This window comes from Xaviernesmea rhizosphaerae (genome assembly GCF_001938945.1).
Lineage (GTDB): Bacteria > Pseudomonadota > Alphaproteobacteria > Rhizobiales > Rhizobiaceae > Xaviernesmea > Xaviernesmea rhizosphaerae.
Map to the genome: position 1 here is coordinate 15,633 of NZ_MKIO01000037.1, position 23,829 is coordinate 39,461.

Annotated in this window: 15 protein-coding genes; 4 read left to right on the plus strand and 11 right to left on the minus strand. The window is 64.1% G+C overall.

Annotated elements, in window-relative coordinates; all coding sequences use genetic code 11:
- Nucleotides 1-192: 192 nt before the first annotated feature.
- Nucleotides 193-1,338: a helix-turn-helix transcriptional regulator gene (locus BJF92_RS16700; RefSeq protein WP_075635893.1), complete on the minus strand. Its 1,146-nt coding sequence runs from the start codon at nucleotides 1,336-1,338 to the stop codon at nucleotides 193-195.
- A 336-nt stretch (nucleotides 1,339-1,674) separates the two neighbouring features.
- Between BJF92_RS16700 and BJF92_RS16705 the strand changes: the two genes are divergently transcribed.
- Nucleotides 1,675-2,271 carry a LysE family transporter gene (locus BJF92_RS16705; protein WP_158032244.1) on the plus strand — a complete coding sequence of 199 codons (597 nt, stop codon included), beginning with the start codon at nucleotides 1,675-1,677 and terminating at the stop codon, nucleotides 2,269-2,271.
- A 148-nt stretch (nucleotides 2,272-2,419) separates the two neighbouring features.
- Here BJF92_RS16705 and BJF92_RS26135 read toward each other — a convergent pair whose 3' ends face one another.
- Nucleotides 2,420-3,004 carry a hypothetical protein gene (locus tag BJF92_RS26135; protein WP_245294808.1) on the minus strand — a complete coding sequence of 195 codons (585 nt, stop codon included), beginning with the start codon at nucleotides 3,002-3,004 and terminating at the stop codon, nucleotides 2,420-2,422.
- Between the two features lie 258 nt (nucleotides 3,005-3,262).
- Here BJF92_RS26135 and BJF92_RS16710 point away from each other — a divergent pair, with 258 nt between their 5' ends.
- From BJF92_RS16710 to BJF92_RS16720, 3 genes are read left to right on the plus strand one after another with little or no spacing between them, the layout of a single operon-like run.
- Nucleotides 3,263-8,002 carry an Ig-like domain-containing protein gene (locus BJF92_RS16710; RefSeq protein WP_245294809.1) on the plus strand — a complete coding sequence of 1,580 codons (4,740 nt, stop codon included), beginning with the start codon at nucleotides 3,263-3,265 and terminating at the stop codon, nucleotides 8,000-8,002.
- A 21-nt stretch (nucleotides 8,003-8,023) separates the two neighbouring features.
- The gene (locus BJF92_RS16715) at nucleotides 8,024-10,237 is read left to right on the plus strand and encodes a type I secretion system permease/ATPase (protein WP_078058173.1); all 2,214 of its coding nucleotides are present in this window, start codon (nucleotides 8,024-8,026) and stop codon (nucleotides 10,235-10,237) included.
- Complete coding sequence (locus tag BJF92_RS16720; protein ID WP_078058176.1) at nucleotides 10,234-11,685, plus strand: HlyD family type I secretion periplasmic adaptor subunit; 1,452 nt, start codon at nucleotides 10,234-10,236, stop codon at nucleotides 11,683-11,685. The genes BJF92_RS16715 and BJF92_RS16720 overlap by 4 nt, the downstream gene beginning before the upstream one ends.
- On the opposite strand, the gene BJF92_RS16725 is transcribed toward BJF92_RS16720, so the two are convergent.
- From BJF92_RS16725 to BJF92_RS16765, 9 genes are all read right to left on the minus strand, one after another.
- Nucleotides 11,648-12,343, minus strand: coding sequence for a hypothetical protein (locus tag BJF92_RS16725; protein ID WP_075635896.1), 696 nt, complete (start codon nucleotides 12,341-12,343; stop codon nucleotides 11,648-11,650). The genes BJF92_RS16720 and BJF92_RS16725 overlap by 38 nt on opposite strands.
- Complete coding sequence (locus BJF92_RS16730; protein ID WP_075635897.1) at nucleotides 12,340-13,713, minus strand: restriction endonuclease subunit S; 1,374 nt, start codon at nucleotides 13,711-13,713, stop codon at nucleotides 12,340-12,342. The genes BJF92_RS16725 and BJF92_RS16730 overlap by 4 nt, the downstream gene beginning before the upstream one ends.
- Nucleotides 13,710-15,257, minus strand: coding sequence for a class I SAM-dependent DNA methyltransferase (locus tag BJF92_RS16735; protein WP_075635898.1), 1,548 nt, complete (start codon nucleotides 15,255-15,257; stop codon nucleotides 13,710-13,712). Before BJF92_RS16735 ends, BJF92_RS16730 begins: the two co-directional genes overlap by 4 nt.
- A gap of 80 nt (nucleotides 15,258-15,337) precedes the next feature.
- Nucleotides 15,338-18,745, minus strand: coding sequence for a type I restriction-modification system endonuclease (gene hsdR / locus BJF92_RS16740; RefSeq protein ID WP_075635899.1), 3,408 nt, complete (start codon nucleotides 18,743-18,745; stop codon nucleotides 15,338-15,340).
- 235 nt (nucleotides 18,746-18,980) lie between these two features.
- A complete protein-coding gene (locus BJF92_RS16745) occupies nucleotides 18,981-20,477 on the minus strand; it encodes an HAL/PAL/TAL family ammonia-lyase (RefSeq protein ID WP_075635900.1) in 1,497 nt (498 codons plus the stop codon).
- A gap of 12 nt (nucleotides 20,478-20,489) precedes the next feature.
- A complete protein-coding gene (locus BJF92_RS16750; RefSeq protein ID WP_075635901.1) occupies nucleotides 20,490-21,263 on the minus strand; it encodes an ABC transporter ATP-binding protein in 774 nt (257 codons plus the stop codon).
- A gap of 15 nt (nucleotides 21,264-21,278) precedes the next feature.
- Nucleotides 21,279-21,992, minus strand: coding sequence for an ABC transporter permease (locus tag BJF92_RS16755; protein ID WP_075635902.1), 714 nt, complete (start codon nucleotides 21,990-21,992; stop codon nucleotides 21,279-21,281).
- Nucleotides 21,993-21,995: 3 nt separating this feature from the next.
- Nucleotides 21,996-22,721 (minus strand): ABC transporter permease, encoded by a 726-nt coding sequence (locus BJF92_RS16760; protein WP_075636010.1) that lies wholly within the window; start codon nucleotides 22,719-22,721, stop codon nucleotides 21,996-21,998.
- A gap of 185 nt (nucleotides 22,722-22,906) precedes the next feature.
- On the minus strand, nucleotides 22,907-23,749 hold the full coding sequence (locus BJF92_RS16765) for a transporter substrate-binding domain-containing protein (RefSeq protein WP_075635903.1): 843 nt from the start codon (nucleotides 23,747-23,749) through the stop codon (nucleotides 22,907-22,909).
- Nucleotides 23,750-23,829 lie beyond the last annotated feature (80 nt).

Consider the following 23,829-nt stretch of genomic DNA (forward strand, 5'->3'; position numbering starts at 1 on the left):
GCCGTGCCACTTGAGCGGTCATTGGATAACTTTGCTCTGGTTTCGCGCTTTCGGATCGCGCTCTCAGCTACAGCATGCGGCCTGATTCGGGATTCTGGAAATATGCTTTAAGATATTGTTTCTCAATGTTTTTTCCTGAAGCCGCGACACGCATTCAGGAGACATCTTCGAAAAGGCGCGGAACCTCTCCCATTATTGCCGGGCGGCTAGGACGGCGCGGATCATGGCGGCGCGGCGGCTGACGCCCATTTTTGCGAAGATCGCTTGGAGATGTTTCTTGACGGTGTTGGGGGAGATGTCGAGGGTAAGCGCCATCTCCGCGACCGTATGGGTCTGGACGGCGGCGTGCAGCACCCGGACTTCTCCCGGCGTCAGTCCGTAAAGGACGGCACAGGCCTCGATGCCGGAGGAGGGCACAGCCTCTGCCCTGCGGATAAACAGCGCCGCCCGTGCCGATCGACCAACCTGCTCGAAGGCCGTCTTCGTCGAGGAATTCGGCTCGAGCAGCATCAGATAAGCGATCCAGTCCGTTCCCTCCGCATCCGTCATTTTGATAAGCGCGGGATAGGTGTGCAGCAGCACCTCGCGCTCCGCCACATCGCCGGCGAGCGCATCGCGAAGCAGGCGCTGGGCTGCGGGATCCACAAGTCCAAGTCCCTGCACACCTTCGCGCACCACATCCCCGCGGGCGAGAAGCGTTTGCGCGCTCTGGTTCGTCCATGTCGCCACGCCGTCTGGCCCGAGGATGAAGACAGCCGCCTCGACCTGGTTCAGCGCCGATTCCAGCGAGCGCACGCGCTTTTCCTGCCTGCCAATTTCCCGGCGAATGAGGGCCGCACGCTGGATATGCGGCGCCAGCCGCCTCAAACGGATACGAAGGCGTTCATCCACCAGCCCATACTGATCGCCTGTAATGACCGTGAAAGCTGCCGCACTGGCTTCGTAACGCTGGATGTTGAAGATCGCCGCGTCAAAGAAGCCTTGCGGTGCGGCCCATTCCCGGAAGAAGCGGCTGGTTTGAAAGGCGTCATGCGCCACCAACTGGCTGCTTGCGAAGACTTCACCGGGCTTGATGAAGATCGAGGCGGGATAGGTGGGGTTGAGCGTGACGAATTTTTCCCGATACAGGCGGATGAATTCCGGATCGATCCCCCAGGAATAGACCGTCTCACCGATCCCGTTGCTGGCATCGCGCCAGTAGATACGCGAGGCCTGTCCGCCCGTATAAACGCAGATCATCTGCAGGGTCTGCGGCCAGAGGGTCTCGTCCAGCACCGTCTCGTAAATCGAGCCGATCACGTCGGATAGCCCGTCCAGTTCCGCCTGCGACTGCCTCATTCTCACACCCTGCTTCGATGCCCGACGCTACTTTAGCGATTCAATCGTCGCAAAATCCATCGAAATTGGCGGCCCTACCCGAACAGGTGATGCGTGGCCCGGTTGGCCATGTCGATATGCTGCGCGGGTGCTGGCGGGGGATGCCTTGATGATGAGGACTGTCTGAGCGTCGGCGCCGCAGTGACATCAACGCAGGGGGCATTCCTCTCGGATTTTCGGGCGGGCGCGTGGGCATGCTGATCTCAAACGTCTCCTGTGAGGGGATTTCGCGCGACTTGGCCGGACGGCTGCCCTTTGCCGCGGAGCGTAACCGGAGACGATGGCATGGAGCCGTTCATGTCGGCCTGGGTTCTGGGTCTTTCGATCGCGTTACCCCTGGGGCCCGTCAGTCTGCAATGCGTGGAGCAAAGCCTGGCGCAGGGCGCACGCTCCGGGCTGGCAAGCGGCGCGGGTGCAGCAACGAGCCATTGCCTCCATGCCGCCGTCGCAGTGCTCGGAGCCAAGGCGATCGCTCTTCCTCTTGCAGCCATAAACGGCAGAGTGAATTTGGTTCTCGGGCTGGTTCTGACGCTTTTGGGCCTGCGCAGCCTGCTTCTTGCGCGCGTGGCTGCCGAACCCCGAGCCACGATCGGCAGCCGGGGGATCGCCTATTTGAAAGGCGCCGGTCTTGCCCTGAGCAATCCTGCTACGCCGCTAACCTATTTGACCTTTGCCGCCGCCACCGCGACCGCAACGGCGCGGACAACCGACATGGGCCTGCAACAGACAGCCTTTGTCTGCGGGGCAGGGCTTGGCGCTCTGTCATGCTACGCGACATTGATCGCACTGACGGCGCTCGTCGGCCGGCATCTGCCGCACTCTCTGTTCTCCCGGCTTCATCTCGTTTCCGGCCCCATCCTCATTGTGATGGGGCTGATGATGGCGGTGCGGTGATGCGGATATCGCCCCGGATGGACCCGATCAATCCTCAAACCAGCAATGCGGACCCGACAAACGGGACGCAACCACCCCTCTTGCGCCCTTGTCCCGATCCGTCGCGCGGCTGTCTCCGGCCCGCTTGCGGTCGCTGACGGTGCACACCCTACCAAGAAGGAGCCAAACCATGGCCGGAACCAATGATCTGACGGGCACTGTGACTCTGGTGACAGGCGCGCTCGGCGGCAGGGTTGGCAATGGGCGCAGCGACGACCCCGTCTTCTCGCCGGATGGCAAGAAGCTCGTCTTCGATTCCAGCGCCAACAATCTCGTGGCGGGCGATGCCGGCGGCCTGGACGTGTTCCTCAAGGATCTGACGACGGGCACGATCACGCGCCTCTCGGTCGGTGTCGGCGGCACGCAGGCCGACGACAGCAGCTATCTGCCGGTGTTTTCGCCCGACGGCACCAAGGTCGCCTTCGTCTCGGTTGCCGGCAATCTCGTCCTCAATGACGGCAATGGGCTTTCTGATCTGTTTGTGGCCGATCTCGCGACCGGCGCGATCACCCGCGTCAGCCCGAATGCCGATCAGGGCGTCGCCAACAGCCGGCCATCGTTTTTCCCTGACGGCAACAAGCTGCTGTTTGAAACCGGCGATCCGCTGGTTGCCGGCGACACCAACCACGCCCGCGACATCTACGCCGTCGATCTGACGACCGGCGTGCTGACACGCCTTTCGACCGACGCCCATGGAAACCAGATCGATCAGGCCTCCACGGCGCCGGCGCTGTCCGGTGATGGGACGAAGCTGTTGTTCAGGACGAGCGCCGGTCTGGTCCCCGAAGACAGCAATAGCGGCTTCGACTTTTATGTGAAGGATCTGACCAGCGGCGCGCTCACGCTCGTCGGGCGCGCTGCAGACGGCACGGTCGCCAACTCTGCCAGCCTCGCCGCATCGATCTCGGCCGACGGCACCAAGATTGCCTTCTGGTCGCAGGCGACCAATCTGGTGGCGAACGACACCAACGGCCTCACCGATCTCTTCGTGAAGGATCTCGTGACCGGCGCGGTCACGCTGGTGACGCAGACGGCGGGCGGCGTTCAGGCCAACCGGTTCTCCAATCAGGACCTGACGACGGCCTTCTCGCCGGACGGCAACTTCCTGCTGTTCACATCGCTCGCCGGCAATCTCGTTCCCGGAGACAACAACAACAATTTCGACCTCTTCGTAAAGGATCTGCGCGACGGCACGATCACGCGCGTCTCGACCGCCGCCGATGGCACCCAGGCGAATTTCGGCGGGATGGAAGGGCGCTGGTCGCCGGATGGCCGATCGATCGTCTTCTATTCCGGCGCAACCAATCTCGTGTCGGGACCGGATGGCAATAACGGCCAGCTTTTCGTCAAGGACGTCTCGTCCCTCTATCCGGCGCCGGTCAACCACGCGCCGGTCGCCAATGCCGACAGCTTCACGGTCGTCAGTGGCACACCGCTGCAGATGGGCGGTGCCGGCGTGCTGGCGAACGATGTCGATATCGATGGCGATCCGCTGCATGCCGTGCTGCTCAGCGGCCCCGCCCATGGCGCGCTGAACCTCGATGCGAGCGGCGCTTTCACCTATACGGCCGAGACCGGCTTTCACGGCGCCGACAGTTTTACCTACAAGGCCAATGACGGCACCGCTGACAGCGCCTCCGCGACCGTCACGTTGCTGGTCGATCAGGCGCCGGTCTCGACCGGCGAGACCTACACGATGCGGCAGGACAAGGTCCTGACGGTCGCAGCATCGGCCGGCGTTCTGGCCAACGATACCGATGCCGATGGCGATCCGCTGACCGCCAGCCTGATCACCGGCCCGCAGCACGGCACCCTGTCGCTCGCGGCCAATGGCGGCTTCACCTATACGCCAACGGCCGGCTATCACGGCGCCGACAGCTTCACCTATCGGGCCAATGACGGCACCACCAACGGCAATGTCGCGACGGTGAACCTGCAGGTCTATTCGGATGCGGGCAAGGTGGTGCGCGTCTCGACCACATCGAGTGGCGGACAGATCACGGAAGCGATGGGGTCTCCGGTCTTCAGCGCAGATGAGGCGAGCGTCATCTTCGTTGCGCGCGACGATATCATAGGCGGGAACACGCGCGAGCGAGTCATCGTTCGCAAGAATCTTGCCACGGGTGCGGTCACGCCGCTCGTGTCTGGTTCAGATCTCGGGGGTGGCGGCGTCATTACCGGCTACAGTGCGGCGGTGTCGAGCGGAGACAATCTTATCGCCTTTGAAGCAGGGCTCCCGGATGGGACTGGCGCGCATCTCTATGTAAAAAATCTATCCACGAACGTTATTACAAAAATTTCCGATGATAGATCTTCGTCCAGCTCAATCTCCTTTTCACCCGACGGTACAAAGATAGCCTACTCAAACATAGTTATCTCAGACGCCGAAGTAATGGTTAAAAATCTGATTACCGGCAGCACGGATATCGTGTCTCGAAACATGAGGGGCACCGCCCAGAATAGTTCGGCTTTGGCCACTCCGGATGCAACGCCGCGGTTTTCGCCGGACGGCCGCTCAATCGCGTTTTATTCCTTTGACCCCCATATGGTCCCCGATGACACGAACGGTGGCGCAGACCTCTTCATCAAGAATTTGGCGACCGGCTTGCTGACACGGGTGACGACGAATAGCGACGGGACAGAGCTCTCGCTCGGGGGTTACCAAGTGCAGATGATCAACGGTCATCCCAACGTGGCCGGAAGTTCACACGGCAGCTACGCTTTCTCCCATGATGGACGGTACATTGCATTTCTTTCATCGTTTCCGTCACTCGACCCGGATCCGAAGAGCGGTCTCCAACAGGTATATCTGAAAAACCTGGCAACGGGCGAGTTACGGGTTTTATCGACGTCAGCGGATGGAACGCTGGCGGACGCGGACAGCGATTACGTGACGTTTTCGCCGGACGACCAGTATATCGCCTTCTCTTCTGAGGCCACCAATCTCGTCCCCGGCGGACGGCCCGACGCAGGTGCATCCCTGGACAAGGATTTCATCTATCTCAAGAACATCCAGTCCGGTGCTATTATGCAGATGATCGGTAGCGCCGACGGACAACCCGCGAATGTGGGCATCTCCTTCAATGACGCATTCGAATTTTCGAGCGACGGGTCGAAGCTTCTGTTCAGGTCGGCTGCCAACAATCTCGTACAAAACGACACCAACAACGCATCCGACATCTTCCTCAAGTCGATCCACTATCCCCCGACAGCCAACGAAGACAGATATTCACCGCCGTTAGGAAAGCCCCTGATCGTCTCCGCGCGGGAAGGTGTGCTGAAGAATGACGTGAGCCCGACCGGTGATCCGCTGACCGCGACGCTGGTGGCGGGCCCGGCGAAGGGCACGCTGGACCTCCACGCCGATGGCTCCTTCACCTACACGCCGCCGCCGGCATCCGGCGGGACGTTCTTTACCGGCACCGACACCTTCACCTATAAGGTCAATGACGGTACGGTCGACAGCAATATCGCGACGGTCAAGCTCCTGAACTACGCGGCCGGCTACTTTTCCGGCCTGTCCGTGGGTGGCGGAGGTGGCAGATCCACCGGCGACCCGCATCTTCTGACATTTGACGGACGGCCTTACGATTTCCAGGCGGCGGGTGAATTCACGCTCGTCAAGGGGCCTGACTTCGAGATCCAGGTGCGCCAGTCAGCCCTGGGGAGCGGCAACGCTTCCGTCAATACGGCGGTTGCCATGTCTGTCGATGGCGTCGCCGTGTCGCTCTATGCCGGCAGTGCCCATCCGCTCCTGATCGGCGGTGTCGCGACCGACCTCGGCGATGGCGATTCGCTTCAGGTCGGCAATGGCAGCATTGCCCGCAGTGGCTCGGCCTATGTGGTGACGAATGGCAATGGCGACGGCTTTTACGCAGCGCTGGGCTCGAATGTCATCGAGGTTCAGCCGATGCTTGGCAGCTCCGGCCGCGCCATTTCCGGACTGCTCGGTAATGCCGACGGCAGCGCGAGCAATGATTTCCGTATGCGCGATGGCACCGATCTCGGCGAGACCGTTTCGAGCGCAACGCTCTATTCGACCTTCGCCGACAGCTGGCGGATCACCGATGCGACGAGCCTCTTCACCTATGGCGCGGGCGAGAGCACGGCGAGTTTCACGGACCGCTCCTTCCCGCATGCAATCGTCACGCTCGCCGATCTCGATCCCACGGTGCGTGCGGCTGCCGAGCAAACCGCCAGGAATGCCGGGCTGACGCCGGGCACGCTCACCTTCGACAATGCCGTGCTTGATGTCGCGCTGACAGGGAATGCGGAATTCGCGACCTCGGCCGCCGCGCTTCCCGTGCTGAAGCCCGATGCGCCACGTGTGGCGCTGGCCGCCGACACGGGCACATCGAGCGCCGATGGCCTCACGAAAAATGCCGCGCTCGCGATAACGCCCAGCGCCTCCGCCGACCGCCTGTCTGTGACCGTCGATGGTCACGCCGTCGCGACTTACGATCCCTCAGGCCTCTCGCAGGGAACGCACACCGTCAGCGTCACCGAGACGAATGCACTTGGCTATAGTTCGGACCCGACGACGGTGACCTTCACGCTCGATAGCCAGGCGCCGGACCTCCATGTCACCACAGGCGGCGGGCGCTCCGTCTCGTCGGATATCCTCGTCTCCGGCACGATCGGGGCAGCCGACATCGGCCGTCAGATTTCAATCTTCGACGAAACGCAGACACTGCTCGGAACGACGGTGGCGACTGCTGATGGCCACTGGAGCCTGACCGTCCAGGTGCCGCAGATGGGAGACCATCAACTGACAGCGACGGCCATGGACGTGGCCGGCAACACGGCCCAGGTCTCCTTCGCCATCACCCGCGCCAACGATCCCGGCAGCGGTCTCGGCGATGTCCACATGAGAACGTTCCAGGGTCTCTCCTATGATTTCCAGGCCGTCGGCCGCTTCACCATGGTGCGTTCCGTCGCGGCGTCAGATCCCTTCGACATCCAGATCGAGACGAAGAGCTGGGGTGATCTGGCCAGCGTCACCGACAAGATCGCCGCGCAGATCGGGGGAAATGCGGTTCGCTTCGAGCTTGACGGCTCGATCTGGATCAACGGCGCGGTTGATCGCAGCCTGTCATCGGACGGGCAGGTGCTTGGTCTGGACGGCGGTGCGATCACACGTCTTTCGGCAGAAAGCTACCGGGTCGATTGGAGCAGCGGCCAAAGCCTGAGCGTCACCAACCAGGGTGCCTGGTTCGATGAGGTGGCCTCGCTCGGTCCTTCGGACGGCCCCGGCTCCGTCGAGGGCCTGTTGGGTTCCAACACCAGCCGCGCCACCGATATCGCGCTTGCCGACGGCACCGTGCTCGAGCATCCCTCGGAGGCTGACCTTCTCGGACGCTATGCCGAAAGCTGGTCGCTTTCCGATGGCGGCTCCCTGCTCGAAGAGGGCGGTACCTTGCCGATCGCTTTTTCCAATCGTGGCCACGCCGATGCGCCCTTCAACGGCAAGTCGTCGATCGATCTGGCCAATTTCGTCGCCGAACGCACGACGCTCGCCTTTGAGGCAGACCGCTCCGGCGCCTTCGGCACGCTGACGGTCGCCAGCGGGCAGCAGCAGACGGCACTGATCCTGATGGGACAGTATGCGGCGACGAATTTCCACGCGGGCGACGACGGTCATGGCGGCGTGACCATCGACTATCAGACGCCACGACCGACGCTGCTTGGTTGAGACAGGGAGACACGCGCGCTCATGCTGTCCGAAAACGATCATGTCCCGGTCGAGGAGGCATCCGCGAACCCGGCGCAACGGGACGCGCCTCCGCCTGGCAAGCGGGACTTTCTGGCGCTCGTCTGGTGCCTGAACCTGCTCGGTCTGCCGGCCGATGCCGACCAGATGCTGCACGCCCACGGCGTTTCCGGTGCCGCCCGCGACGCTGATCTGCTGCGTGCGGCGCGGCGTTTTCCGGTCAAGGCAAAGGCGATAAGCTCGCGCTACGAGCGGCTGGCCGCCACGCCCATGCCGGCGCTGGCCGAGCTGACGGACGGCGGCTGGATCGTCATCGGCAAGGCTGACGCCGAGAAGGTGCTGGCGCTCGACCCGGCGAACGGCTCGCCCGAACTGATCGGGCGCCACGACTTCACGACACGGTGGAGCGGCAGGCTCATACTCGTGGCGCGGCGGGCGACGCGTCTGTCGCTCGACCGGCGCTTCGGCATCGGCTGGTTCGTCGCCGCCATGACCAAATACCGCCGGCCGCTGGTCGAAGTTCTCGTCGCCTCGCTGTTCATCCAGGTTTTCGGGCTGATCGCGCCGCTCTTCTTTCAGGTCGTCGTCGACAAGGTGCTGGTGCATCGCGGCCTCTCTACCCTCGACGTCCTGGCGGTGGGGCTCATCCTTGTGTCCCTCTTCGAAGTCCTGCTGACCGGCATTCGCAGCTGGCTTTTTGCCCATACGGCCAACCGTATCGACGTGGAACTTGGCGCGCGGCTCTTCCAGCACCTCGTGGCCTTGCCGATGGCCTATTTCAGCACGCGCCGCGTCGGTGACACCGTGGCGCGGCTGCGCGAGCTGGAGCAGATCCGCCAGTTCCTGACCTCATCGGCACTGACGCTGATCATCGACCTCTTCTTCGCGACGATCTTCATCGGCGTCCTCTACCTCTATTCGCCCTCGCTGACGGCGATCGTCGCAGCCTCCATTCCGCTCTACGTGCTGGTGTCCCTGGTCGCGAGCCCAATGCTCAAGCAGCGCATCGACGAGAAATTCCGGCGTGGCGCGGAGAACCAGTCCTTTCTGGTCGAAAGCATTGCCGGCATCGAAACGGTCAAGGCCATGGCGCTGGAGCCCGCCTTGCAGCGACGCTGGGAGGAAGGGCTTGCAGGCTATGTGACCGCCGCCTTCGGCGTCATCGGCGTCTCGACGTTTGCCCAGCAAGCGGTGCAGGCGATCTCCCGCATCGTCACCGTCGGTATCCTGTTTTTCGGTGCGCGTTCGGTCATCACCGGAGAGCTGACGATCGGCGAGCTTGTGGCCTTCAACATGATCGCCGGGCAAGTGGCCCAGCCCGTCCTCAGGCTTGCCCAGCTCTGGCAGGATTTCCAGCAGACCCGTGTCTCCATCGATCGCCTCGGCGATATTCTCAACACGCCCACGGAACCTGTGGCACAGCCAACATCGAGCCTGCCGCCGATCCGCGGCGCGATCCGCTTCGAGGCCGTTTCCTTCCGCTACCGGCTTGACGCCTCCGCCATTCTCTCGGATGTCTCGATCGACATCGCCGCTGGTGAGATCATCGGAATCGTCGGCACTTCCGGCTCGGGCAAATCGACCATCATCAAGCTCGTCCAGCGTCTTTTCGTACCCGAACGCGGCCGCGTGCTGATCGACGGCACGGATCTTGCGCTGGCCGACCCGGCCTGGCTGCGCCGGCAGATGGGTGTCGTTCTCCAGGAAAACGTGCTTTTCAATCGGGCAGTGCGCGAAAATATCGCCATTGCCGATCCCGCCATGGGCATGGATCAGGTCATCGCCGCTGCCCGGCTCGCCGGCGCCCATGACTTCATCCTTTCGCTGCCGGAGGGCTATGAGACGATGATCGGCGAACGCGGCGCGAGCCTGTCCGGCGGCCAGCGCCAACGCATCGCGATTGCCCGCGCCCTCGCCCTCAATCCCCGTATCCTCATTCTGGATGAAGCGACTTCGGCACTCGATTACGAAAGCGAGGCGGCGATCCAGGCCAATATGGCAGCCATCACGCGCGAGCGAACCGTGCTGATCGTCGCCCATCGGCTGTCCACCGTGCGCGCGGCCCACCGGATCGTGGTCATGGATGAAGGACGCATCGCCGAAAGCGGCACCCACGACCAGTTGATGCGGCTCAACCGTCGCTATGCAAGGCTCTGGCGCATCCAGTCCGAGGGGCCGGCGGCCGCAGCGCTTCGGCCCGTGGAGGCCAGACCATGACAACGCTTCCGCAGCGCTCCGCGACGGCCCAGATCATTGCACTTCCCCGCCGGGAAAAGGGGCTCGCTTCGGCCGAACGCGCCTTTCTGCCGGCCGCACTGGAAATCGTGGAAACGCCAGCCTCGCCAACACTGCGGGTCACCTCCGGCGTCATCTGCGCCATTTTCGTCGCCACCCTTGGCTGGGCCAGTATCGGCAAGGTCGATCTGATCGCGACCGCGCCGGGCAAGGTCGTGCCTGTCGGCCGCACCAAAGAGGTTCAGGCCTTCGAAGCCGGAACCGTGCGGCGCATTCTGGTGGATGACGGAACGCCGGTGAAGGCCGGCCAACCTCTCATCCTGATGGATGCCACGCTTGCCGGTGCCGACCGCGCGCGCTTTCGCGATGCGGCCATGCGCGCCGATCTCGACATTGCACGGCTTGCCGCCCTCGTCACGGCCCCGGCGCCCGGCATCGATCCCTTCGCCGGCGTCACGGCCGAGCCGGAAGCTATCGAGGCCGCGCGTGGCCGCTACAGCGCCGACAGGGCCGGCCGCGACGCGAAACTCGCCGCCGCCGACCGGGAAATTGCCGCGCGACGGTTGGATGCCGTCAGCTACGAAGCGGAGATCGCCAGAATCGACGCGCAGGCGCCGCTTGCCCATGAGCGCACGACCATCCGCAAGAAGGCGTCGGACCAGGCTTTCGGCTCGCGGATCGACTATCTCAATGCGGCCCAGTCCGAGGCCGAACTCGTCAACCAGCGCCGGGTCATGCTCGAAAAACAGAAGGCTGCGGAAGCGGCGATGCAGGCGCAACTGGCGGATCTCGAACGCCTGCGCGCCGAAACGGAGCGTGACTGGCTGGCGGACCTGCAAAAAGCCATGCGCGAGCGATCCGAAGCCGCCAGCGAACTCGCCAAAGCCGAGCGCCGCAACCAATGGACCTCTGTCGTTTCGCCGGTCGATGGAACGGTCGCCGACCTGTCCATCCATACGGAGGGTGGCGTGGTCCAGGCGGGCGAGCAGCTTCTCAAGGTGGTGCCCTCATCAGACCATCTCACCATTGAGGCCGTGATCGAAAACCAGGATATCGGCTTTGTCCATCCGGGCGATCTCGCCGAGATCAAGGTCGATGCTTTTCCCTATACACGATATGGACTGCTCGCGGGGCGCGTCGCCCACATCGCCCGCGACGCGGATGCCGGTCCGGACGCGGCGCGGCAGCATGCCGTCTCAAGCCCGCGCGATGCGGCCGCAACCACAGAAGCGCTCCGCCGCTCCAGCGCGCTCGTCTATACAGCGCGAATAGATATAGACGACCCGACGCTGATGATTGACGGCGTCAAAACCCGCCTCGAGCCGGGCATGGCGGTGACGGTCGAAATCAAGACCGGTCAGCGCACCGTCCTCGACTACCTCCTCTCCCCCATCAGCCGCCACGCCCATGACGCGCTGCGGGAACGATGATGCTGGAGGCTGCCGCGTTCTCTATCGTCGGGCTCTGCTCGACATCCGGCGAGAGATAGAACCAGACGACACCAAGCTCTCGTGCCCTTTCCCGGCAGCCCTTGATCGCAGTGTGGCGCATGCGTTCGCTGTCGATTGGCGCCGTATCGATGACCATCATGACAGGGATCATCGCGCCGCCACGGGCAGAGACCTCATCGCGATGGGCGGCGAGTTTCTCGATATCGGCGATGATTTCGCCTGAACCCAGGCACAGGCCCTTGCGCTCGCTCGCCTTGACCTCGATCGCCGCGCGCATCGTCAGCAGCGTGCTGTCATGGCTGCGCCGGCGCCAATCGGCACCGACCTGCCGTGAAAACAGCACGAGATCCGGGATGGGTTCAAAGCCCCCGCGAAAGGCTTCGTGCTTGCGCAGATCAGCTTTCTGGAACAAGGGGGACACCGGATTGGCGATCCATTGTTTGACGTTCATGCCGAGCTGAGCGATCGGCACACCGGTGAGGCGCAGGCAATGATAGATCATGGCCTGATAGTGAAGCTCGCCGCCCAGAACCTTTCGGCAATCGGCGACGATCAAGGGCCATGCGGCGCCGATGGCGGCCATGGCCTCGGCCGGCGTTTCCAGCGACCGTTCTTCGGCGCTGGGGGCGCTTGTCATGCCTTCGCGCCCCGCCCGCGCCTCCCCTTCGGCGCGCTCTCCCGCTCGGCCCGGATGCGGGCGAGCAGGTGTTCGGCGGGCTCGTCGTTTTCGTCCTGGGGCACCAGTTCGCCGCGGAAGGCCTTGGCCAGGATCGCCTCGTCCAGCCGGCCCACCAGCGCCAGCGCGCGCTTTGCCTCTTTCGCCAGCCGGTCGATCCTGGCGAAGGCGGATTCGATGCGGCGGACGATTTCGTGTTGTTCTTCAATATCTGGAATATCAAACTTATATTGCTCAAGCTGCTTTGTATGAACGTGCTGAATCAGGCTACCTGAATTCATTCCGTTATCCACGAAGCTCCGGAAGCGGGGGCTCTTGAGAGCGAACAGGCAGAACTTTGGGATCATGTTTCGAGGGCGAAATAGGCCAATTCGCTGGTTCAACATAAACTCATCCGACGCAGATGAAAGACAGGCTCTTGCCAGAAACTGGTCCTCGAGGCTCTGAGCCGTAAGATTAATAAGTATCGCCTCGCCTTTAACAAAATGCTTGGGGAATTTGACAGCGTAATTATTAGGGAGAAACCGCGAGTTTTTCGAACTCCAGAATACAACGCCTGATTCAGCTAGATTTCCGGGCCTCAAGAGCCTTACTCCAGACTCACAGTACTCGTCACTCGGGAATGCGCGCCCGTTTAAGGTCTCACCACAATCACGCCAAAATTCTAAGCGCCACGGCCAAATTGTCGCTGCAACTTTCCGCCACTCCCGCGTCAACTCCCCGCTGAACGCCTTGCTGAGCACAGCCTGCTTGTAGCGGGAGACGAGGGTTTCGATGCGGGCGAGTTCGGTGCGGGCGCGGGCGGATTTCGCGTTCAGCGCATCCAGCTTGGCCACGATGCGCTTTTGCTCGGCCAGGGGTGGGAGAGGTAGCCGAATGCTGCCGACGTCCCCTTTCCTGATAGAAGGAACGGTAGTTGCGACTGAAAAGGGTGCGAAATCGAGCGTTGTCAGAAAGCGATACAAGAACTTCGACTCAACTAGCCGCTGATGTGGTGTCACAGCCATACAATTGTTGTCTAGTACTGCCTCGACATCCAGCAAGACGCGGCGATTGAGCTTTAGCGCTTCACCGATTTTTGCGAACGCGACCGAGCCTGCAGGGACAGTTCTCGCTTTGAGAGCAGGGAGGTCCGCACGACTTACGTAATTGCCGGCACTGCTAAGGGTGCCTCCATTTCGTTGATATGCCTGTGAAATGTCACGGACTTTGGCAAACGGCAACTCACCTGTGGCATTTCCCTGGAAACGGTCTGGAAAACCGAAGCCTGATGATATGTCTCCGACCTCGTCAACAGAGCTTTCAACCCACCCCTTCGGCAATTCAGTCATTCCGCCGCCTCCGGCAGCTCCGCCAAGACCTCATCCCCCAGCTCCGCCATCAGCGCCTCGATCTCCAGCGTCGCGGCCTGGAGATGGCCGAGGATGGCGGCGGCGATGTCGTCGGGTTCGGTGAGGCCTTCTTCCGCCTCTTCCTCCGCTTCGCGCAGCCAGGCGATGTCGAGATTGTCGCCGCGGGCGGCGATGGCTTCGCGGGTGAACGGGCGCCAGCGGCCGGCCTCGCCTTCATCCGGCCCGCGCTCGGCGCCGTAAGGGCTCGCGCCGAAGGCTTTCTCGAAGCCCTCGAAATGGGCCGGGGTCAGCGGCGTCGTCTTGCCGAATTTCGGCATCTGGGCGCGCAGGTCGTAGATCCAGACGGCTTTGGTGTTGCCGGTATCGGTCTTGCCCCGTGTCAGGAACAGGACGTTGGTCTTGACGCCTTGCGCATAGAAGATGCCGGTCGGCAGGCGCAGGATGGTGTGGAGATCGCACCGCTCCATCATCATCCGGCGCAGTTCCTTCCCGCGCCCGTCTTCAAACAGCACATTGTCGGGCACGACGATGGCCGCGCGGCCGCCGGGCTCAAGCGCGCGGATGCAATGTTCGACAAAGGGAAGCTGGTAGGAGGAGACCGTCTTGGTGACCGACAGATCGTCGCGCGTCGGCGTGCCGCCGGCCGGGCCGAAGGGCGGGTTCGTCAGGATCAGGTCGGCGCGGCCAAGCTTGGTGCCCTTGTCGGAGAGCGTATCGCCGAGATCGACATGGTCGCCCTCGATGTCGTGCAGATAGAGGTTCATCAGCAGCAGGCGCAGCGTGCCCGGCACGTTTTCCATGCCGTGAATGGCGCGGCGCTTCTGAAACGCCTGTTCCTTCTCGCCCAGCGCCAGATAATCGTCCGTGCGCGCTTTCATAGAGCGGTCGGCGGCGATCAGGAAGCCGCCGGTGCCGGCCGCCGGGTCCTGGATCACCTCGCCGGGCTGCGGCTGCATCAGGCGGACCAGAAGCTCGATCAGCACGCGCGGGGTGAAATATTGCCCGGCGCCGCGCTTGGTCTCCTCCGCGTTCTTCTGCAGCAGCCCCTCATAGAGATCGCCGAACTGATCGCGATCCTCGGAGAACCAGTCGAGCTCGTCGATGGCGGTAACCAGCGTCGTCAGATTCTGCGGCTCGCGCAGGAAGGTGGAGGCATTGTCGAAGATCTTCTGCACCATGTCAGGCAGGGGCCGCGCATCGGCATAGCGCTTGCGCTCCTCCGGGCCGGCATCGTCACCGGGGGCTGGGATGAGCTCGTCGTCCTTCCCAAGGCGGGTGGCAGAGGAGCCGAGGGCGAGCAGGACGGTACGATAGTGACCGAGCCTGTCAAAGGGGTTCTTGGCCACCAGATCCGCCCAGCGCATGCCCTTGGGCAGGCTGCCCGTCTCGCGGTTGCGCTCGGCCATCATCTTCAGAAACAAGAGATAGGTCAGCTCGGTGACATATTGCTGATAGGTGATGCCGTCCTTCCTGAGGACGGTGCAGAGGCGCCAGAGTTTCTGGACGATGGCATTGGCGTTCATGGCACTATTCTTTTCGGCTCAGGGCTCCTGATTGCGGTTGTAGCGATCAGCCGTCGATGGTCAACGCTCGCCTTGCGCGGTCAGGCGGCGGGCGGCGCCCAGATCGCCTCGTTGAAGGCATGCAGCACCTCGTCCAGCGCGCCGTCGAACTCCTGCGAAATGCGCTTGAAGCCGCCCTTGTCGGCAAAGGCGCCCTGGTCAAGCAGGGTGGGGTCCGCCACCGGCTTGTCCTTCAGGGCGCGGCCGATGCGGCGCAGCCATTCCTTCTGCTTTTGCGTCCAGGGGCGCGAGGCCTCGATCTTGAGGATCGCATTGTCGACACGGGTGGCATAGGGGATCAAGGGATCGCCGAGTGCGGCCTGGCGCACGAAGCCGATGATATGGGCGGCGATATCGGCATTGCGGGCGCGGCCGTAAGCCGCGCGCAGCATGGCTTCGGAATAGTTCTTCTCGTCCAGCAGGCCGGCGAGTTCGGAGAGTTCCTTGCGGGTGAGATCGCGCGGGCGCTGGGTGACGGCGATCAGCGCCGGCACCTGGTTCATGTTCTCGCGCACGAAACGCTCGAAGCCGGTGATGTAATCCTCCGGCGTCGTGTTCCTGCCGAAGATCTCCTCGATGCGCAGCAGCTCGTCCTCATGGGTGGAGATGACCACGCCATCGTTCCTGTCTAAGCGCAGCGGCCGGCGCTCAAGAAGCTCGACGGCGCGGGGATGGGCGGAAAGCCAGCCGGCAAGTTCGGCGCCGGAGCGGGTGGCGAGGTGCTGAAGCGCGCTTTCGGGGCTCTCGCCCGTGTGGCGCTCGAAGCTTTCGCGGGTCTCGGCATCCATGCGCTTCACCAGGCTGCGCATGCGCACGATCACCTGGGCGGCCACCCAGCTCTTGTCCTCCTGCGTCTCGGCCTTCTCCAGGTCGCTCACCAGCTGGCCAAGCGCAATATCCGGCTTGACGACGACGGGGCGCATGTCGCTCATCTCCTGCAGCTCGGCATAGAGATCGACGGCATCGAAGATGCGGAAATACTCCTTGTCGATGTCAGGGCAGAGCCGCGTGGCGCGGCCGATCATCTGGTCGTAGAGGATGCGGCTCTTGACCCGGCGCACGAAGACGAGATTGCAGATTTTGGGCACGTCGACGCCCGTGGTCAGCAGATCCACGGTGACGACATATTTCGGATAGGGATCGTTCTTGAACTTCAGGATCAGGTCATCGACCTTGTCGACCGCGCCGGTGATCTTCGTCACCATGCCATGCGGCACGTTTTCCTTGCCGTATTCGTCCTGCAACTCCTGGATAAGAAGCTGCACGAGATCGTTCGCATGGGCATCGCGAGCCGCGAAGATCAGCGTCTTGCCGGGCCTGGATGGCGGGATCTCGGTCGCGATCGCACGGCAGACGATGCGGTTGAAGGATTCGGAATAGACCCGCCTGTTGAAATCGGCGAGGTCATAATCGAGCGACACCTCATCCGGCAGTTCGAAGAGATCGATCTGCCCGGTCTTGCGGTCGATGATCTCGACCTCCTCGCCGCCGTCGAAATGGATGCCGGCTTCCGAAAGCGCCGTGGTGATGCGCCTGGGCGGCAGATGGTCGTTGAGATAGCCTTCGACCACGGCCTGGCGATAGCCATAGTGAAAGACCGGGTGGCCGAAGATCTCGCGGGTGTGCAGCGCGGGCGTCGCCGTCAGCGCCACCTTAACGGCGTCGAAGTAGTCGAGGATCTGCCGATAGGCCGACTGGTATTCATCGATGTTGCGGAAGCCAATGTCGGTCTCGCGCAGCTCCGCATCCAGCGTGTAGCCGCGATGGGCCTCGTCCACGATGATGCAGTCGAAGGTGCCGGGCGTCGGGCGCTTTGCCGGATCCGGCTCGTTCAGGATGCGGGCGATCAGCGACTGGACGGTCGCCACCTGCACCTGGTCCTCGTCCTCCGGCAGCTTCTGCTCCAGCCCGGCGACCTTGTAGATCTGGGCGAAGTTCAGCATGCCTTCGATCTCGGTGGTCTCCAGCGCGTCGCTGGTCTGCCGGCCCAGCGCCTTGCGGTCAACCAGGAAGAGGATGCGGCGGAAGCGCTTGTGTTTGAGCAGGCGATACATCAGGGCGATCGCCGTGCGGGTCTTGCCGGTGCCGGTCGCCATGGAAATCAGGATGTCACGCTGGCCGGCGGCCACGGCGTCCTCGATCGCGGCGATCGCCTCTTCCTGGTAGGGGCGCATGCGGCCCTTGCCGAAGCTTTCATCGGCCAGCCCTTGGGCGGCGCTACCGACATCGGTGGTCAGCTTGTCGATCAGGTCCTTGGGCGAAAACCAGCTGGTCATGGCGATGGCATGGTTCGTCTCGCGCCTGACGTCGCGATACCAGATGCCTGATTTCGTCAGCCATTGCCGAACATAGGGCCGCCCATTGGTGGCGAAGATGAAGGGCACGCGGAAGGGATCGTCGAGACCGTGCTTCCAGGGGCCATGGGGGTGGATCTCTTCCGGGGCGAGGGCGATCATGCGGGCATAGCGTTCGGCCTGCTGCAGGGAGGAGGGCACATCGACGCTTGCGCGCTTGGCCTCGATCACGCCGACGCAGGCCAGCCCCACGAACAGGGCGTAGTCGGCCCGCCCGCCCTCGCAGGGCCATTCCGCAATCGCCAGATTGCGCCCTTCCTCCGGCCGGGCGCCCTTGCGATGGGTGATGCGGTCGCTGTCGGCCTCCCAGCCGGCATCGGTGAGCTGGACATCGATCAGGCGCCGGGTCTGGCGCTCATCCAGCTCCAGCCGGCTCGCGGCCTCCAGACCGGCCTGCTTGAACTGCATCTGGATCTGTTCGGGCTGGGCCTCGGCCGCCTTCTGCAGCTCCGCCAGCTTTCGCGAAAGGGCCGCCTGGTTGGCCTCCATCGCCACAGCCGTCTGCTCCCAGGAAGCACTATCGGCCGTGGCCTGGGCGGCCAGCGCTTCCGCCGCGGCCCGGGCCCTGGCAAGCTCGTCGGCGGAGGCGCGCGCGGCGGCAAGCTGCGCCTCGGCCTCCCGCACCTGCGCACGCAGGGCCTCCAGTTCGCTCTTCGTCTCCCGGTCAATGTCGCCGGATGGCCTTGGCGGAACGAACGGCGCCGGCCTGAACCCCGGATCCCGCCCATAGCTGCGCCGATACCAGGTCGCCAGCGCATGGCAGAACTTCAGCGCGGCCAGCGCCTCGGCCGGCGATCCGGCCATGCTGTGGGCCGCATCGTTGCCGCGCTTGCGGATCGCGTGAAACACATCGGCGACCTCGCGCGGCAGGACCTGCTGTGTCGTGAGCCGGCGCAGGAGATCATGCGTCGTCTCGCGCGCTGCGGAATCATAGACCCCGGAGAGCGCGGCGATCTCCTTGACCATGTATTCGCCGAACTGGCGGCTCTTGATCAGCGAGGTGTTGGCGTCCTCGGCAAAGAAGCGCTCGGCCAGCGTGCCGAGGCGATACAGCTCAGGGCTGATCCCCTGCAGATGACCGAAATTGACCGACAATGCCCCACCCAGACGCTGATCGTGCGAAAGCGAACATGCCACACGACAGGCAAGCAGGCAAACTGCAGTTGCAACGGCAGCCGGCTGCTGCCCATCATGGCTCTGTCATTGCGCATTCCGACGCGCCGCCCGCCGATCATGACATCCGCGCGGACAAAATTTCCGTGGGAGCCGCGCGGCATCGGACCGAAAGGCACCTGTCGTCCTTTGGGGCAAAGACCGGGCGCCGGGCCCCTCACACAGGGACGGCCGGCGGCGCCATCTCGCGGATCAGCGCCCGCGCCGCGGCCATGTCGTCGGCAAGCGGGCGGTCGTCGGCATAGGGCGGGATCTGATCGCGCATCAGGGCATGCAGCGCCTGCGTGCCGGGCGCGCGCGGCGCGCGCTCAGCGAGGAGATCATGGGCCTGCGCGCCGGCCAGGAACTCGATGGCGAGGATCTGCTCGGCATTGTCGAGCACGGCATGGAGCTTGAGCGCGGCGGCGGTCGGGTGGGCGAGGAAATCCTCCTGCAGGCCGGAGGTGATGCCGCCATCGGTGGAGGCCGGCGCGGCAAGCCGGCGGTTCTCATTGGCGAGAGCGGCCGCGGTATATTGCGCGATCATGAAGCCGGACTGGCTGCCGGCATCGCTGGCGAGGAACGGCGGCAGGCCGCTGACCAGCGGATTGACCAGCCGGTCCAGCCGCCGCTCGCTCATGGCGGAGAGCTGGGCGAGCGCGATCGCCAGCCCATCGGCGCACAGCGCCAGAGCGGGCGCGACGGCATGGGCCTGGGAGGAGACGACCGGCGCCTCCGGCGACCCCGAGACGGCGGGATTGTCGGTGACGGAGGCAAGCTCGCGATCGACCGTCGCGGCCACCTGGTCGAAGAGATCGCGCGCTGCGCCATGGGCATGCGGGATTGACCGGAGGCTCAGCGCATCCTGCGTGCGCCGGCCGCAACTGGCAGCGATCAGGCCGCTGCCGGCCAGGCGCTGGCGCAGGGCGCGGCCGACCGTGGCGATGCCTCTGGACGGGCGCAACGCCAGAACCGCCTCGTCGAAGGCGGCCATCTGCGCACCGGCTGCCTCCAGCGTGAGGCAGGCGACGGCATCCGCCCAGTCGAGCAGATGGGCGGCGCGCGACAGCGCCAGGGCGAGAAGGCCGGTGGAGCAGGCGGTGCCGTTGACGAGGCTCAGCCCCTCCTTGGCGCCGGGCACCAGCGGCTTACGCCCGATCTCGGCCAGAGCGGCGCGGCCGGAGAAGCGTCGATCACCGCGCCTTGCCCAGCCGGCGCCGATCAGCACCAGCGCCGTATGGGCATTGTGGGTGAGATAGCCCGCCGAGCCGCCGGAAGGCACTTCGGGGATCATGTCATGGCTGAGAAGCGAAAGCAGGGTCTCGATGACGACGGGCCGGACACCGGAATGGCCATGGGCAAAATTGCCGATCTGCGCGGCGATGATCGCCCGAACGCTCTCGCGCGGCAGAAGCGGCCCGACGCCGCAGGCATGGCTGAAGAGAATATTGCGCGACAGCGCCGCCTGCGACGCACGATCGACCACAGTCTCCGACAGCGCGCCGACGCCGGTGGTGATGCCATAGGCGCGCACCCCCGTTTCCACCAGCCTGTCGACGATCTCCGCCGCATGGCCGATCCGCGCCCAGGTGGCATCGGACAAAGCGAGGTCCTCTCCTTTGGCGATGGCGGCGACATCCTGCCAGGTCAGGGAGCGGTCGAGCTGAAGGGTCATGCGGTCTTCCTTTCAGGCCTGGCCGAAATGGCCGATGAACTGGCGGAAAGCCGGCGAGGCACCGCTGCCGAACATGTCCTGCGGCGCGCCGGCGCTGTCCACCACACCCTCGCGCATGAAGACGACCCGGTTGGAGACGTTGCGGGCAAAGCTCATCTCATGGGTGACGACCAGCATGGTCATGCCTTCTTCCGCCAGCGCGCGCATCACGCGCAGCACTTCGCCCACCAGCTCGGGATCGAGCGCGGAGGTCGGCTCGTCGAACAGCATGGCCTTCGGCTTCATGGCGAGCGCGCGGGCAATCGCCGCGCGCTGCTGCTGGCCACCGGAGAGGTGGGCGGGATAGGCATGGCGCTTGTCGACGATGCCAACCTTTTCCAGAAGCGCTTCGGCCTCAGCAATGCATTCGGCGCGCGGGCGCTTCAGCACGTGAACGGGCCCTTCGATAACGTTCTGGAGAATGGTCATATGGGACCAGAGATTGAAGCTCTGGAACACCATGCCGAGTTCGGAGCGGATATGGTCCACCTGCTTCTGGCTGGCCGGCTGGTTGTGCCCGCCCTTCTTCACCATGCGGATCTCCTCGCCATCGACGAAGATCTCGCCCTCGGTGGCGATTTCCAGAAGGTTGATGCAGCGCAGGAAGGTGGACTTGCCGGAGCCGGAGGCGCCGAGCAGCGAGATGACATCGCCATCGCGCGCCTCCAGCGAGATGCCCTTGAGCACCTCATGCGTGCCGAAGCTCTTGCGGATGTTGCGAACGGACAGGCGGGGTGGGCCGGACATGGGAGGCTCCGAAGATCAGCGTGGAAGAGGGCCGGCTGCGGCGGACGGGGCACGGCGGTGCTTCGACAGGGCATATTCGAGCAGCGCCAGCGCCTGGAGAATGAGGAAGTTCAAGACGAGATAGATCAGCGCCGCACAGAGGAAGACCTCCATGGTGCGGTAGGTCTGCGAGATCAGCCGCTGGGCGACGCCGGTCACCTCCCAGACGGTGACGAGGCTTGCCAGTGCCGTCGATTTCATCATCAGCACGATCTCGGTGGAATAGGCCGGCAGTGCATGGCGGAAGGCAACAGGCGCCAGGATGCGCCGCACCAGGAGAAAGCCGGACATGCCGATCGCCCGCGCCGCCTCGATCTCGCGCGTCGGCACGGCGCGCAGGCCGGCGCGGAAGATTTCAGCCGAATAGCCGGCTGTGCACAGCGCCAGCGACAGCACCGCGCAGACCATCGGCTCACGCAGGAACGGCCAGAGAAACGAGTAGCGGATCACGCCGAACTGGCCGAGGCCGTAGAACACCAGAAACATCTGGATCAGCAGCGGCGAGCCGCGAAAGACGAAGATATATCCGCGGGCAAAGCCCGACAGCAGCGGATTGCCGCTGACGCGCATCCAGACGATCAGCAGCGCCAGCAGCCCGCCGAAGAAGACCGAAAGCGAGAACAGGAGAAGCGTGGTCGGAACGGCCTTGATCAGCGTGGCCATGGTCTGGGAGAGAAAGGCGATATCCATGGCTTACCCCCTGCCGATCATGGCGACGGACTGGCTGCGGTCGGCCTGGCGCTCGGCGCGCCGGAAGATCCGGTCCGACAGGCTGGTGAGGATCAGGTAGAGGCTGCCGCCGACGATGTAGAACAGGAAATATTGCCGGGTGGAGCCGGCCGCCACTTGGCTGGTGCGCATCAGCTCGGCAAGGCCGGTGACCGAGATCAGCGCGGAATCCTTCAGGCTCAGCTGCCAGACATTGCCCAGCCCGGGAATGGCGAAGCGGATGACCTGCGGCATGACGATGCGGCGCAGGCGCAGCCGGCGCGACATGCCGACGGCCAGCGCCGCCTCCAGCTCACCCGGCGCAATCGCGAGATAGGCGCCGCGATAGACCTCCGCCTGATAGGCCCCGGAAATGATGCCGACCGCCAGCGCCCCGGCGAGAAAGGAGGGCAGGCCGAGAAAGCCTTCATAGCCCAGCGCCTGGCCGATGGCCGTGACGGCGGAGCTGCCGCCGAAATAGATCAGATAGATGATCAGCAGCTCGGGCACGCCGCGAAACACGGTGGTGTAGGCATGGCCGATCGCGGCCAGCGGCAGGTTGCGCGAGAGCTTCATGGACGCCACAAGCGCGCCGAGGACGGCGCCGATGGCGAGCGCGGTCGCCGTGACCGCCAGCGTGATCAGCGCGCCCAGAAGCAGGAGCGCGCCCCATCCGCCGGGACCGAAGCCGAGGAGTTGCAGGCTTGTCATCATAGGTTCCCCGCATGGCGCTCTTTGCGGCGCCCTTCTGCCTGATCGCGCCCGATGGCGCCGGGCTTTCGCTCGGCACCACCCGGCATGGCATTGACAGGAAAGCGGCGCGGCCTCTTGCCGGCGCGCCGTCTTCCCGTGCGAAACCCGGCCGTCACCGTGGCCGGGCGCGGCAGGGCCGCGGCTCAGCGCGGGCTGACGTCGATCTTGAACCACTTCATGGACAGCGTCTTCACCGTGCCATCGGCAAGCGCCGACTTGATGGCCGCGTTGAACTTGTCGCGCAGATCGGTGTCGGCCTTGCGCAGGCCGAGGCCTTCGCCCTCGCCCCAGATCGAGCCGACGATTTCCGGACCGGTAAAGGCCAGCGTGTCATTGGCGGCGGCAAAGGCATTGTTGAAATAGACGGCGTCGTCGAAGCCGAGATCGATGCGGCCGTTCTGCAGGTCGAGGTCGCGATCCGCGCCGGTCTTGTATTCGCGGATCTCGGCAATATCGCCGAAATTGTCATAGATGAACTTGGCATAGACGGTGGCCGCCTGGATGCCGATGGTCTTGCCCTTGAAGGCCGCCTTCAGCGCCTCGATCTCCTTCACGCCGGTCTGGCCGGGCGTCATCTGGATGGTTTCGCCGGTGCCGGCGGCCTTGGCGAGCGGGCTGTCCTTGGCGGTGGCGAAGGCGGCGGGGGTGGCGGCGTAGGGAATGGTGAAGTCGATGATCTGCTTGCGCTCCTCGGTGATCGAGAGCGCATCCATGATCACGTCGAACTTGCCGGCATTCAGCGCCGGGATCATGCCGTCCCAGTCGGAAGCGACCAGCTTGCAGTCGAGCTTGGCGCGCTCGCAGAGCACCTTGGCAAGCTCCGGCTCGAAGCCGCCGAGCGATCCGTCGGCGTTGGTGAGATTCCAGGGCGCATAGGCGCCCTCCAGCGTGATGGTGACTGTCTTCCAGTCCTTGGCATGCGCGGCCGGTGCGGCGAGCATCGTCAAGGCGCAGACAGCGGAAAGAAGGTGTGCGCTGAGCTTCATCAAGCATTCTCCTCTGAAGATTGGGACATGGGCCCGTTGCGGGCCGCCTTCACCGGGCGCAGCTTTTTTGCCGCCGCCAC